The 13072-nt window shown below is 75.1% G+C and carries 13 protein-coding genes; 9 read left to right on the top strand and 4 right to left on the bottom strand.

Features of this window, described 5'->3' with window-relative positions; all coding sequences use genetic code 11:
• Positions 1–9 precede the first annotated feature (9 nt).
• A complete protein-coding gene (locus tag J0910_RS21560) occupies positions 10–858 on the top strand; it encodes an inositol monophosphatase family protein (protein ID WP_420160359.1) in 849 nt (282 codons plus the stop codon).
• A 72-nt stretch (positions 859–930) separates the two neighbouring features.
• Here J0910_RS21560 and J0910_RS21555 read toward each other — a convergent pair whose 3' ends face one another.
• A complete protein-coding gene (locus tag J0910_RS21555) occupies positions 931–1098 on the bottom strand; it encodes a hypothetical protein (RefSeq protein ID WP_017593790.1) in 168 nt (55 codons plus the stop codon).
• Positions 1099–1917: 819 nt separating this feature from the next.
• Here J0910_RS21555 and J0910_RS21550 point away from each other — a divergent pair.
• The 4 genes from J0910_RS21550 (at position 1918) to J0910_RS21535 (ending at position 5834) form a co-directional block, all read left to right on the top strand.
• Entirely contained in the window at positions 1918–2571 is a 654-nt protein-coding gene (locus J0910_RS21550; RefSeq protein ID WP_420160358.1) for a response regulator transcription factor, read from the top strand.
• Complete coding sequence (locus J0910_RS21545) at positions 2568–3872, top strand: sensor histidine kinase (protein WP_420160357.1); 1305 nt, start codon at positions 2568–2570, stop codon at positions 3870–3872. The genes J0910_RS21550 and J0910_RS21545 overlap by 4 nt, the downstream gene beginning before the upstream one ends.
• 608 nt (positions 3873–4480) lie before the next feature.
• Positions 4481–4777: a DUF4193 domain-containing protein gene (locus tag J0910_RS21540; protein WP_184391424.1), complete on the top strand. Its 297-nt coding sequence runs from the start codon at positions 4481–4483 to the stop codon at positions 4775–4777.
• Positions 4778–4994: 217 nt separating this feature from the next.
• Entirely contained in the window at positions 4995–5834 is an 840-nt protein-coding gene (locus J0910_RS21535; RefSeq protein ID WP_420160356.1) for a hypothetical protein, read from the top strand.
• 37 nt (positions 5835–5871) lie between these two features.
• On the opposite strand, the gene J0910_RS21530 is transcribed toward J0910_RS21535, so the two are convergent.
• Positions 5872–6177 (bottom strand): DUF4235 domain-containing protein, encoded by a 306-nt coding sequence (locus tag J0910_RS21530; RefSeq protein WP_420160355.1) that lies wholly within the window; start codon positions 6175–6177, stop codon positions 5872–5874.
• 219 nt (positions 6178–6396) lie between these two features.
• Between J0910_RS21530 and valS the strand changes: the two genes are divergently transcribed.
• The 3 genes from valS (at position 6397) to J0910_RS21515 (ending at position 10413) form a co-directional block, all read left to right on the top strand.
• Positions 6397–8970, top strand: a complete 2574-nt coding sequence (valS, locus tag J0910_RS21525; RefSeq protein ID WP_420160354.1) for a valine--tRNA ligase — start codon at positions 6397–6399, stop codon at positions 8968–8970.
• A gap of 151 nt (positions 8971–9121) precedes the next feature.
• A complete protein-coding gene (gene dut / locus J0910_RS21520) occupies positions 9122–9559 on the top strand; it encodes a dUTP diphosphatase (protein ID WP_420162045.1) in 438 nt (145 codons plus the stop codon).
• Positions 9560–9615: 56 nt separating this feature from the next.
• Entirely contained in the window at positions 9616–10413 is a 798-nt protein-coding gene (locus J0910_RS21515) for a DUF3710 domain-containing protein (protein ID WP_420160353.1), read from the top strand.
• Between the two features lie 94 nt (positions 10414–10507).
• On the opposite strand, the gene J0910_RS21510 is transcribed toward J0910_RS21515, so the two are convergent.
• Positions 10508–10882, bottom strand: a complete 375-nt coding sequence (locus J0910_RS21510) for a hypothetical protein (RefSeq protein WP_420160352.1) — start codon at positions 10880–10882, stop codon at positions 10508–10510.
• Positions 10883–10925: 43 nt separating this feature from the next.
• On the bottom strand, positions 10926–12041 hold the full coding sequence (locus tag J0910_RS21505; RefSeq protein WP_420160351.1) for a serpin family protein: 1116 nt from the start codon (positions 12039–12041) through the stop codon (positions 10926–10928).
• Positions 12042–12232: 191 nt separating this feature from the next.
• Between J0910_RS21505 and J0910_RS21500 the strand changes: the two genes are divergently transcribed.
• On the top strand, positions 12233–13021 hold the full coding sequence (locus J0910_RS21500) for a DUF3159 domain-containing protein (protein WP_420160350.1): 789 nt from the start codon (positions 12233–12235) through the stop codon (positions 13019–13021).
• The last annotated feature ends 51 nt before the right edge of the window (positions 13022–13072 follow it).

The raw sequence follows: 13072 nt of genomic DNA, 5'->3' as shown, positions 1-13072 counted from the left end.
ACGGAGACGATGGCGACGACGGGCGGCGGTGCCGCGGAGGGCGTCGAGGAGCGGCGGGCCCTGGCCGAGCTGGCCGCGGGGATCGCCCGGGAGGCGGGCGAGCTGGCCGCCGAGGGGCAGGAGGGCATCGGGGTGCTCGCCACCAAGAGCACCCCCACCGATGTGGTCACCGCCATGGACCAGAGCTCCGAGGAGCTCATCCGGGAGCGGCTGCTCACCGCCCGCCCGGGCGACGCGGTCCTCGGTGAGGAGGGCGGCGAGGACGCGGGCGCCGGCGGGGCCGGCCGGGTGCGGTGGGTCGTCGACCCGATCGACGGCACCGTGAACTACCTCTACGGGCGCGAGGAGTGGGCGGTCAGCATCGCCGCTGAGGTCGAGGGGCGGGTGGTGGCCGGCGCGGTCGCGGTGCCGCGCCGCGGCCAGGTCTATACGGCCGTGCTGGGCGGCGGCTCGTTCCTGGACGGGCGGCCGCTGCAGGCACCGAAGCCGCCCTCCCTGGAGTTCGCGCTGGTCGCGACGGGGTTCGGCTACGACCCGCGGCGCCGGGCCTGGCAGGCGGAGGTGCTGCGCACCGTGCTGCCCCGGGTGCGGGACATCCGCCGCAACGGGTCGGCCGCGGTGGACCTGTGCTCGCTGGCGCAGGGCCGGGCCGACTGCTACTACGAGCGCGGGCTCAACCAGTGGGACTGGGCGGCCGGGGCGCTGGTGGCCCAGGAGGCGGGGGTGCTGGTGGGCGGCCTGCGCGGGGCGCCGGCCAACCCCGACCTCACCATCGCCGCCGGGCCGGGCCTCTTCGAGGAGCTGCACGACCTGCTGGAGCCGCTGGACGCGGACACCGACGGGCCCGCCGGCGGCTGAGCGGCGCGGGCCGGGAACGCGAAGGCGGCCGGCCCGGAGCACCGCGCTCCGGGCCGGCCGCCCCGGTGAAGGTCAAACGCAGCCGGCGTCCACCCCGTTGCGGGCGGCGATGCGCTTGAGGTCCTCGAGTTCGGAGGCGTGCATGTCGGCCAGGAAATCGTCTCCTGCGGCCCGGGCCGCCTGGAGCGACGTGTAGGTTTCCGTGATACGGACATTGATCTCCGCGAGGAACTCGCCCATTCTCACCTCACTCGGAATATCCCCCGCGCGCGCACGCGCGGGCCTGGTCGGTTGCCTGCTGTCACGACGCTGTGACGCTGTGGATCGCTTCCGGGCAGGTCGGACCCGGTCGCTCGGCGCTGGGACGGGCGTCCCGCGTCGTTCGGGGATCGCGGGCGCCCACGGGTCCAAGCCATACCCACCCCTCCTGAGGCCCGAAACGCGCCCGGATGGACGTGATCGATCCGTGATGGAGGGTGCCGGCGGCCGGCCGGTGCGGTCCGCTCTCTCCCCGGCCATGATCCCAGTGCCGCGGCGCTTCCGGCGGTCGGGGCCCGTTTTTTCGATGCTCCCGGTATCGTTGCTGGTCGTAGCGGGTATGACCGAAGACGGAGCGGACCGGCTCCCCGGTGGGCTACACCACATCCACCAGAATGCGCCAGTGCTTACCGGTTTCTTATCCTGGATGTGTCAGATTCGAGATGTGCGGGGTGAACGGTCCCCGCCGGCGGTTGGGGGATGCGCCGGCGGGGGCTCCCGCACAAGGGGGAATACCGGTGGCCCGGCCCTGTTGGGGGATGGGGCCGGGCACCGGATCTCAGTCTCCCCGGCGGCCTGCCAGGTTGCCGCAGGGCCCGCTCCGGCCTACGTTTGCCGGAGCGGACGGAGCCCGGGCCCGGCCCGGACGGCCCCGCCTCGGGCGGGGCGCTTACTCCGTCCTTATTCGGGCCGTGCGAGAAAGGGCAGTGCGTCCGGGGTCGAAGACGCCGCTGCCGGTGTGTTGGGGGATGCGCCGGCAGCGGCTTTTTTCTCACCTGACCGCTGGGAACGAAGGGCGAAGTGCGCGTACTGGTGGTGGAGGACGAGCAGGTCCTCGCTGACACGATCGCGGTCGGTCTGCGCCGCGAGTCCATGGCGGTCGACGTGGTCTACGACGGCGACAGCGCCCTCGAGCGGACCGACGTCAACGACTACGACGTGGTCGTCCTCGACCGGGACCTGCCCGGAGTCCACGGCGACGAGGTCGCCCGGGCCCTGGTCGGCCGCTCCTACGCCGGGCGGATCCTGATGCTCACCGCCTCCGGCGGCCTGGAGGACCGGGTCGAGGGCCTCACCCTCGGCGCCGACGACTACATGGCCAAGCCGTTCGCCTTCGCCGAGCTGGTCGCCCGGGTCCGGGCGCTGTCCCGGCGCGCGGTACCGCCGCTGCCGCCGGTGCTCAGCCGCAGCGGGATCACCCTGGACCCGGCCAACCACGTCGTCGAGCGGGACGGCCGGGAGGTCCCGCTCACCCCCAAGGAGTTCGCGGTCCTGGAGGTCCTGATGCGCGCCAACGGCACCGTGGTCAGCGCCGAGGGGCTGCTGGAGAAGGCCTGGGACGAGAACGCCGACCCGTTCACCAACGTCGTCCGGGTCACCGTGATGACGCTGCGCAAGAAGCTCGGCGACCCGCCGGTCGTCCAGACCGTCCCCGGGGCGGGGTACCGGCTGTGAGCGCCTCGGCGGGCAAGGGCGCCGACCGGCCCGGGGCCGAGCCGGTCGCCCCGGCCGGCCCGGGCGAGGTGCCGCCCACCCCGCCCGGGGAGACCGGGACCTGGCGCAGGCTCAGCGCCCCGCAGCAGGCCCCCGCCCCGGCGTCCGGGAGCAAGCTGGGCGGCTCGGTCGCCGACGGCCTGCACCGCTTCACCGACAACATGAGCCTGCGCGCCCGCCTCACCCTCATCTACGGGATGCTGTTCTTCGCGGCCGGCTCGCTGCTGGTGCTGCTGAACTACGTCATCGTCGCGGGCGTCCTGGACAACCTGCCCTTCCGCAGCAGCAACGGCCAGGAGATGGACCCCTCCGAGGTCGAGTTCATCAAGAGCCTGTTCATCGAGGAGCTGCTCGCCCAGCTCACCCGGTTCTCGGTGCTGGCCCTGGCGCTGGTGGGCCTGCTCGCGGTCGGCCTCGGCTACGCGGTGGCCGGCCGGGCGCTCTCCCCACTGCAGAAGATCACCCGCACCGCGCGCCGGCTCTCCGAGCGCTCGCTGCACGAGCGGATCGCGCTGGGCGGCCCCGACGACGAGATACGCGAGCTCGCCGACACCTTCGACGCGATGCTGGAGCGGCTGGACCGGGCCTTCGACGGGCAGCGCCGGTTCGTCGCCAACGCCTCGCACGAGCTGCGCACCCCGCTGGCGATCAACCGGACCCTGCTGGAGGTCGCGCTGAGCGACCCCGAGGCCTCCGCCGACCTGAAGAGCGTCGGCCGCACCCTGCTGGAGACCAACTCCCGGCACGAGCGGCTGATCGACGGGCTGCTCTTCCTCGCCAAGAGCGACCGCGAGCTGGAGGTGCGCACCGCCGTCGACATGGGCGAGGTCGCCGAGACGGTGCTCAGCCAGCACACCGCCGAGATCGACTCCTCCGGGCTGACCGCCCGCACCGACCTGCGCCCCGCGGCGGTCACCGGCGACCCGGTGCTGCTGGAGCGGCTGGTGGGGAACCTGGTGGAGAACGCCCTGCGGTACAACGCCGAGGGCGGCGAGATCACCGTGCGCACCGGCATGTACGAGGGAGCCCCCGCGGTGCAGGTGGAGAACGCCGGCCCGGTGGTCCCGGGCTACGAGATCGAGGGGCTGTTCGAGCCGTTCCGCCGGGCCACCGGCAACCGGGTGGCCTCCGGCAAGAGCGCCGGGCTGGGGCTGTCCATCGTCCGCTCGGTGGTGCGCGCGCACGGCGGAACGGTCAGCGCCTGGCCCCGGGCCGGGGGCGGCATGGTGGTCACCGTCGCCTTCCCCGCCCCCCGCGACTAGGGGCGCCCGCACATCCTCCGGCCGCGCCCCGCGCCCCGCGCCGAGCCCCCGCCCGGGGGCGGGGAGGGCGGCGCCGACGCCGCGCGGCCCCTCCCCCCCCGGGGACGCCGGGGCGCCCGCGCGAAGGCCCGGGGCGGGCGGGCGCGCACAGGCTCGCCGGGCCGGGCTGCACCGGCACTGCTTCCGTGATATCTATACGTGTCCGACGACACGGCCACCCCTGGTCCCGGCGGGTCTGCGGGGTGGGTATGCTCTCCCGGGCGTGAACGCGGAGGGAACACCCCATTGCGCGAGCGTTTCCACTCTCACCTCGAACATCGCACCGATCCGCGGCCCGTGTGCGCACGCGGGGGAACCCGCGGGGAGGAATGGGTCGAGACCCTTCCGATGTTGGGTAGCAAGAGTGGAGCGGGGAGCGGGCCGCTCACGGGCGCGCGGAGCGCGGCCGGGTCCGGCCAACCTGGGTCGCCACCCGGTGTGAGGACACTCGGGAGGGGTCACAGTCCTCTTACGCCGCCAAGGTTTTCCGGCCGACCGGGCACAAGATCCGACTCTCGCGCGTTACACCCGCGCGACGAGGCACAGAACGAGGGGGATGGAGCAAGCAGATGGCGACCGACTACGACAGCCCGCGCAAGACCGACGAGGACATGAACGAGGACAGCCTGCAGGAGCTGCAGGCGCGGCGCGTCGACAAGGGCACCGGCACCATCGACGTGGACCCCGACGAGGTCGCCGAGGGGATGGAGCTCCCCGGAGCCGACCTGTCGGGCGAGGAGCTGGCCGTCCGGGTGCTTCCGCGCCAGGCCGACGAGTTCACCTGCTCGCGCTGCTTCCTGGTGCACCACCGCAGCCAGCTGGCGGAGGAGCGCAGGGGCCAGCTCGTCTGCAAGGAGTGCGCCTGAAACGGGCGGGCCTCCTCCTCAGCGCTTCGCCGGTCGGCGCACCACTGATCCCGGATGCGCTCCCTTCGGGGGGCGCATCTTCCTTTTCCGGGGTACCGCGCCTGGAGCGGCCGGACCCGGCCTGAGCGGAATTCCCGCCGCGGGCCCGGCGTTCCCCGGCTGGGAGGCCGGGGCGCAGAGCCGCGGCGCAGAGCCCGACGCGACCACGAGGAGGCCCATGTCCACCGGAGCACCCCCGGAGTCCGAGCAGGACGGCCCCGGGACCGACCTCGTCCCGGCCGGGCGGGAGGACCTCGGCGACCTCGTCGGCCGGATCGTCTCCGAGGAGGGGGACGACCCCAAGCGCCGCGCCGGACTGGTCGCCCGGCTGGCCAAGGCCCTGGCCGGCAGCGCCAGGGCGGCCGGGGTGAAGAGCGCCGCCGGCGGGCGCTGGCTGGCCGACACCTTCGCCGAGGAGATCGCCCCGCGCATCCCGGTCCGCGACCGCGAGACGCTGGTCCGGCACCACAAGGGGCTGGAGGGCGAGGAGCTCGCCGAGGCCCTGGTCCGCAACGCCGCGCACGCCACCACCACGGTCGGCGCCGCCGGCGGGGCGCTGGCCGCGGTCCAGTTCACCGCGCCCCCGCTGCTGCTCACCGCGCCCGCCCAGCTGGTCGCCGAGACGCTGGTGGTGGCCGCGATCGAGGTCAAGCTCATCGCCGAGCTGCACGAGGTCTACGGGACCCCCATCCCGGGCGGCGGGCTCCGCCGGACCACCGGGTACGTGACCGCCTGGGCGCACCGGCGGGGCATCGACCCGCTCCAGGCGGGCCAGTCGCTCACCGTGGTACTGGGCGCCGCGGCCAAGGCGGCGCTGCGCAAGCGCCTGATGCTGCTGCTGGGGCGGCACCTGACCACCCTGGGCCCCTACCTCACCGGCGCGGTGGCCGGCGGGGCGCTGAACCGCACCGCCACCCTGGCGCTGGGCCGCGCGATCCGCGGCGACCTGGCGCCCCCCGCGGTGCGGGCCGCGGAGGAGAAGGAGAAGGGCCGCCGGAGGCTGGGCCGCGGCGCCTGACGCGTCCGCGCCGCCGGCCGGGCCCGGCCCCCTCCGCTCAGCCCTCCTCGATGAGGGGAGCGTCTTCGAGGATGGGCGCGTTGCCGGGGTGGGCCGGCAGCAGCCGCCGGTGCGCGGCGCGCACCGCCAGCACCCGGGCCACCTCCATGCCGACGCCGGTCAGCACCGCCCAGCCGAGCGCCTCGCCCAGCCCGACCTCGAGGGACTCGGGGTCGGTCGGCGGCTCCTTGCCCGTGGTCTGGGTCCAGGCGAAGGTGAGCGCCTTGCGGGCGACGTAGCCCGCCGCCAGCGCGGCGACGCCCCCGACGATCGTGGCGGTCAGGTCGCCGTCTTTCTTGGACATCGGATACCGGTCGCTTCCGTTCTCGTCCCCCTCCGCGCCCGGTCGGGGCGGAGGGGCCGGATGTTGGGGTTCCCACGGCGGAGGCCGCCGTGGGCCCATCCTGCCACGGACGCCCCGGGAGGGGCCGCCGCGGCCGCCCCGGGCGCTGCGCCGGGCCCGCGCGGCGCACCCCTGGAAAGCGGGAGCGAGCAGGCGCCGGGTGCCAATACCATTGCCCCTATGACCAACCGCGATCGTTCCTTCCGCGTTCCCGACAAGCCTTCGCTCGACGGCATCGAGGCGAAATGGGTCGACGTATGGGACGAGTCCGGCGTCTACCGTTTCGACCGCACCAAGACCCGCGACGAGATCTACTCCATCGACACCCCCCCGCCGACGGTCTCGGGGTCGCTGCACATCGGCCACGCCTTCTCCTACACCCACACCGACCTGGTCGCCCGCTACCAGCGGATGCGCGGCAAGACCGTGTTCTACCCGATGGGCTGGGACGACAACGGCCTGCCCACCGAGCGCCGGGTGCAGAACTACTACGGCGTCCGCTGCGACCCGTCGATCCCCTACGACCCGGACTTCTCCCCGCCCGCCAAGCCCGACCCCAAGCGCCAGGTCCCCGTCTCCCGGCGGAACTTCATCGAGCTGTGCGAGCGGCTCACCGCCGAGGACGAGAAGGTCTTCGAGGGCGTGTGGCGCCGGCTGGGGCTCAGCGTCGACTGGAGCCACACCTACGCCACCATCGACGACGGCTCCCGCGCCGCGGCGCAGCGCGCCTTCCTGCGCAACCTGAAGCGCGGCGAGGCCTACATGGCAGAGGCGCCCACCCTGTGGGACGTCACCTTCCGCACCGCGGTGGCCCAGGCCGAGCTGGAGGACCGGGAGCGCACCGGCGCCTACCACAAGATCGCCTTCCACCGCGACGGCGGCGACCCGGTGCACATCGAGACCACCCGCCCCGAGCTGATCGCGGCCTGCGTCGCCCTGGTCGCCCACCCCGACGACGAGCGCTACGCCGACCTGTTCGGCAGCACCGTGCGCTCCCCGGTCTTCGGCGTCGAGGTCCCGGTCAAGGCGCACCGGCTGGCCGAGCCGGACAAGGGCACCGGCATCGCGATGATCTGCACCTTCGGCGACATCACCGACGTCACCTGGTGGCGCGAGCTGCAGCTGCCCACCCGGCCGATCGTCGGCTGGGACGGCCGGATCATCGCCGACCCGCCGCCCGGCGTGGACTCCGGGGCCGCCCGCGAGGCCTACGCGAAGCTGGCCGGGGCCACCGTGCACACCGCCCGCGAGCGCATGGTGGAGCTGCTGCGCGCCTCCGGCGACATGGTCGGCGACCCGGTGCCCACCACCCGCCCGGTGAAGTTCTACGAGAAGGGCGACAAGCCGCTCGAGGTCGTCACCACCCGGCAGTGGTACATCCGCAACGGCGGCCGGGACGCGGAGATCCGGGAGCGCCTGCTGGCCCGCGGCCGCGAGCTGGAGTGGCACCCGGGGCACATGCGCACCCGCTACGAGCACTGGGTGGAGGGCCTCAACAGCGACTGGCTGATCAGCCGCCAGCGCTTCTTCGGCGTCCCCTTCCCGGTCTGGTATCCGCTCGACGAGGCCGGCAACCCGCGCTACGACGAGCCGATCCTGCCGGAGGAGTCGGCGCTGCCGATCGACCCCAGCTCCCAGGCGCCCGCCGGGTACACCGAGGAGCGGCGCGGCGAGCCGGACGGCTTCATCGGCGACCCCGACGTGATGGACACCTGGGCGACCTCCTCGCTCTCCCCGCAGATCGCCGGCGGCTGGGAGCGCGACGAGGACCTGTTCTCCCGGGTCTTCCCGATGGACCTGCGCCCCCAGGGCCAGGACATCATCCGCACCTGGCTGTTCTCCACGGTGGTCCGGGCCGAGCTGGAGAACGGCACGCTGCCCTGGCGCTCCACCGCCATCTCCGGGTGGATCCTCGACCCGGACCGCAAGAAGATGTCCAAGTCCAAGGGGAACGTCGTCACCCCGCTGGACCTGCTGGAGCGGTACAGCTCCGACGCGATCCGGTACTGGGCGGCCAGCGGCCGGCTGGGCACCGACACCGCGCTGGACGAGGGGCAGATGAAGGTCGGCCGCCGGCTGTCCATCAAGATCCTCAACGCCAGCAAGTTCGCGCTGTCGGTGGCCGGCGAGAACGCCTCGGAGGACCCGGCCGCGGTCACCCGCCCGCTGGACCGGGCGATGCTGGCCGCGCTGGCCGACACCGTCGAGGACGCCACCGCCGCCTTCGAGGCCTACGACCACACCCGGGCCCTGGAGCGGACCGAGCGGTTCTTCTGGGAGTTCTGCGACGACTACCTGGAGCTGGTCAAGGCCCGCGCCTACGACGCCGACTCCGCCGACGGGGCCTCGGCCCGCACCTCGCTGCTGATCGCCCTGTCGGTGCTGCAGCGGCTGTTCGCGCCGTTCCTGCCGTTCGTCGCCGAAGAGGTCTGGTCCTGGTGGCGCGAGGGCTCGGTGCACGCCGCCCGCTGGCCGGAGGCGGCCGAGGTGCGCGCCGCCGCGCAGGGCGGCGACCCGGGCGTGCTCGCCGCCGCCTCGGAGGTGCTGCGCGCCGTCCGCAAGGCCAAGTCCGAGGCCAAGCTCTCCATGCGGGCCGAGGTGGCCGCCGTGGTGGTCCGCGGCAAGAACGCCGGCGCGGCCGGGGTCGCCGAGGGCGACATCGCCGCCGCCGGCCGGGCCGCCTCGCTGGAGTTCCACCCCGGCGACGAGACCGAGCTGGCCGTCGAGGTGACCCTGCCCGAGGCCGCCGAGTAGCGGACCCGGTGCGGCGGCGCCCTTCCCCGGTGGGAGGGCGCCGCCGCGGGGTCGGCCGCACCGGCGCCCTGCAGTAGGCTCGGCGGATGTGAGAAGTGAAGCATCCGGCACCGCCGGTGGCGCCCCCGCCGGCGACGGCGCCCCGGTCGACGTGCTCATCCGCCGCCTCGACCCCGACCTGCCGCCGCCCGGCTACGCCCACCCCGGAGACGCCGGCGCCGACCTGGTCAGCGCCGAGGACGTCGAGCTCGCCCCCGGCCGCCGCGCCACGGTCCGCACCGGGCTGGCCATCGCCCTGCCCGACGGGTACGCGGGCTTCGTCCACCCCCGGTCCGGTCTGGCCGCGCGGTGCGGGGTGACCCTGGTCAACGCCCCCGGGACGATCGACGCGGGCTACCGCGGCGAGATCCGGGTGACCCTGCTCAACACCGACCCGGACACCCCGGTCAAGCTCGCCCGGGGCGACCGGATCGCGCAGCTGGTCGTGCAGCGGGTGGAGCGGGTGCGCTTCGTGGAGGCCGCGGAGCTGCCGGATTCGGTGCGCGGCGGCGGAGGGTTCGGCTCCACCGGCGGTTTCGGCGACAGATGACGGAGGCGCCCCCGGCGATCCACGGCGGGGGCCGGCAAGCGGGAGAGGTGTGAGGCGTGTTCGGACGCCGAGGCAAGAAGAGCGGGAAGAAGAGCGCCGCCGAGGCCGCGGAGGAGACCCCGCTCGCACGCGCCCGGGCGGAGGAGCCGGCCAAGGAGGCCGACCGGCACCGCGCCCTGGGCCCCTGGGACGCCTCCGAGGACGTCCCCGAGTACCCCAGGGTCGACCTGGGGTGCCTGCGCGTGCCGGTGGGTGAGCGGACCCAGATCCGGTTCGACATGATGCGCAACGAGCAGATCGTCGGCGTCACCCTGATCAACGACACCTCCGCGGTGCAGGTGCAGGCGTTCGCCGCGCCCAAGACCAGCGGGCTCTGGGACGAGCTCCGCGAGGAGCTGCGCGAGCAGATCACCGGGCAGGGCGGCAAGGCCGAGGACTTCGACGGGACCTTCGGCCCCGAGCTGCGCGCCCTGGTCCCGGTCGAGGGCCGCACCACCGAGGACGGCCGCCAGCTCGGCCAGCGGATGCGCTTCATCGGGGTGGACGGCCCGCGGTGGGTGCTGCGCGGCGTCATCCGCGGCGAGGGCGCGGTCAAGCCCGAGGTGATGGCCCAGGTGGAGGACGTCTTCCAGAAGATCGTGGTGGTCCGCGGGGACGACCCGGTCCCGCCGCGGGAGATGCTCAAGATCGTGGTGCCCAAGGAGGTCCAGGAGCAGATCCAGGCCCAGCGCGCCCAGCAGGCCGCGCAGCGCAAGGCCGCCCAGGAGCCGCAGGCCCCGGAGGCCGGCGAGGGCGCCGGGGCCCCGGCGCCCGACACCGGGGAGCAGAGCCGCCCCGCCCCGCCCGCCTCCTGACCCGCCCGCCGGGCCCTCTCTCCTCCAGCGGCCCCGGCGGCCGCCCCGCCCCGAGCTCCACCCGGGCGGAGCGGCCGCCGGGGCCGCCCGGCGTTCAGACGGGGCGGGCCGGGGCCGCCCGGTCCGGCCGGGAGCGGGACTCGCCGGCGGGCGGCTCCGCGAGCACCCCCGGATCGGCCCGGACCATGGGGAAGGCGCGTCCGGCGCACCACTGCGCGTGCACGCTGAGGGGGGCGAGGGCGACGGCGCGCTCGCCGTCCGGTCCGGGGAGGGACGCCGGGCGCCGCGAGCCGGTGATCCAGGCCCCCTCCGCACCGTGCAGGGTCCACGCGCCCCGCACCGCGACCTCCCCGTCCTCCGGCGGGTCCGCGGTCTCGCGGAGGGCGCCGCGGAACGCGGCGGCGCACGCGTCCGGATCGCCGGCGCGGACGGCCGCCGCGAAGGCTGCGAAGTCGGACCCGGCCCTCACCCCGGCAGCCGCACCGTGCCGGGGCGAGCGCGGCGGAGCCCCGCTATTCGGCCGGGCCCGGGTCCTCGGGGGCGGTGATCGCGCCGAGGAACAGCGCGGCGGAGCGGCGGCGCAGCACGAAGGCGAACGGCCGGTCGGCGGTGAACACCCTGGGCGGCTTCGGCGGCACCAGCGACATGGTGCGCATGACCACGGCGGTGGCCGCCGCCCCCTCGGCGCCGCGCTCGTCCACCCGGAGCAGCGCCTGGTGCACCACCTCGTCGACGAGCAGGCGGCGGTCGGCGATCCCGCTCAGGTCGGCGTCGGAGGTGAAGACCGTGCGCACCCCGGTGGCGGCGAGCACCCCGGAGAGCATCGCCCGGGAGGAGATCTCGAACCTGGGCAGCGAGAGGCGCACCTCCTCGGGGGAGCGCGCGGAGTACAGGCCGGACAGCGCGTCGGCGGTGAGCGCGGGCAGCGGGGCGCCGCCCTCCTCCTCCGGCGGCAGCAGCACGTCCAGGGCGAGGTCGTGCTCGCTGCCCAGGGTCGCCATGGCCCACCCGCCGGCCTCCGCGTAGGGCATCCGGCCCTGGCGGTGCATCATCGCCGCCTCCACCGGGCCGCCGGGGGAGCGGAACGGGTGCGGGGCGGTCTGCGCCGGGTCGAACGGGTCGGTCCACAGCAGCCGCACCCACAGGGCGTTGAGCAGCAGCGCCTGGGTGGCGGTGGTGATGTCGCCGGAGCGGAGCAGGTCGGTGATGAGGCCGTGGGTCGCCTCGGCCACCTCGGCGTTGGCGGCCTTGCGCACCCCCTCCGGGTCGCCGGCGAAGTCGGCGGTGCGCACCGACGCCGAGCGGCGCGCGGCGACCGCGCGCTCGAAGCCGGGGTCGACCCGCAGGTCCTCGCGGGCCCACAGGGACGTGGCGGTCTCCAGCTCCGGCCCGCCCGCGCCGTCCGGGGCCACCGCCTCCTCCAGGGCGCGCAGGTGGGCGCCGAGGTCGCGGCCGAGCAGTCCCTCCAGTTCGGCCCGGGTGGCGCCGCGCGCCCCTCCGGCGACCAGGCCGAGCGCCTCGCCCACCGAGTAGGGCGACCAGACGTGCGACTCGCCGCCGCGCAGGCCGGCGTCCAGGGCCAGGGCGAACGCCAGGTGGTCGGGGTGGAGCGGCGGGCGTCGGCGCATGGCGGCCTCCAAGCGGGGTCGGGGCGGCCGGGCGCCGGACGGCCTCCGGCCGGGTCTGCGGCCAGGGTAGGCGGAGCGCCGGACGGGTGCCAGTGCATCCCCGGCGCCTAACCTGGAACCCGGAGCGGGCGGCGGGGCGTTGCCCTAGGGTGGTGTCCGCGAAGAGCACGGCCAGGACGGGCGGGAACGGTATGACCGAGCGGCAGCGGGCGGCGGAGGAGACCGGCGCGGAGGCGGACGGCGGAGGCCCGGCCGAGCGCGGGGAGGTCTCCGAGCACACGGTGGAGGCCGTGGTCCGCGCTCAGCTCGCCAAGGCGCTCGGCGGCAAGCGCGGCATGGTCGAGGCGGCGGTGCCCACGATCGGCTTCACCGTCTCCTACCTGGTCACGCAGAACCTCCAGCTGGCCCTGGGGGTGGGCATCGGCGCCGCGCTGGTGCTGGCGGCGGTCCGCCTGGCGCAGCGCTCCTCGGTGCAGTTCGTCTTCAACAGCCTGTTCGGCATCGCCATCGCCGCGGTGTTCGCGCTGCGCAGCGGGGACGCCGAGGACTTCGCGCTGCCCGGCATCATCTACAACGCGGTCTACGCCGCGGTGCTCACCCTGAGCATCCTGGTCCGCTGGCCGGCGATCGGCCTGCTCATCGGCGCGGTCACCGGCGACCCGACGGGCTGGCGGTCCGACCCGGCGGTGGTCCGGCTCAGCTCCCGGCTGACCTGGCTGCTGGTGCTGCCCTGCGTGGTCCGGGTCGCGGTGCAGCTGCCGCTGTGGGCCGCGGAGAAGTACGACATCGCCTCCACCTTCGCCTTCCTCGGCATCGCCAAGATCGCGATGGGCTGGCCGCTCCAGGTCGCCGCGCTGGCCGCCATGGTCTGGATCCTGGCCCGCGGCAAGACGCCGATGTCCGAGGGCGGCGGCCTGTCGGGCCCCTCCGGCGAGGGCGAGGACCCGGGCTCCGACCGGGGCACCCCGCCGGCGGGGTGAGGGCTCCGCGCCGGACCTCTGCCGGCGGCCGGGGCCCGGCCGCCCGGCCCT

Origin of the sequence: Nocardiopsis oceanisediminis (assembly GCF_048595525.1) — a bacterium.
Taxonomy (GTDB): Bacteria; Actinomycetota; Actinomycetes; order Streptosporangiales; family Streptosporangiaceae; genus Nocardiopsis_A; species Nocardiopsis_A oceanisediminis.
Note: the sequence above shows the minus strand (reverse complement) of the source record. Positions and strands in the feature narration are given on the sequence as shown.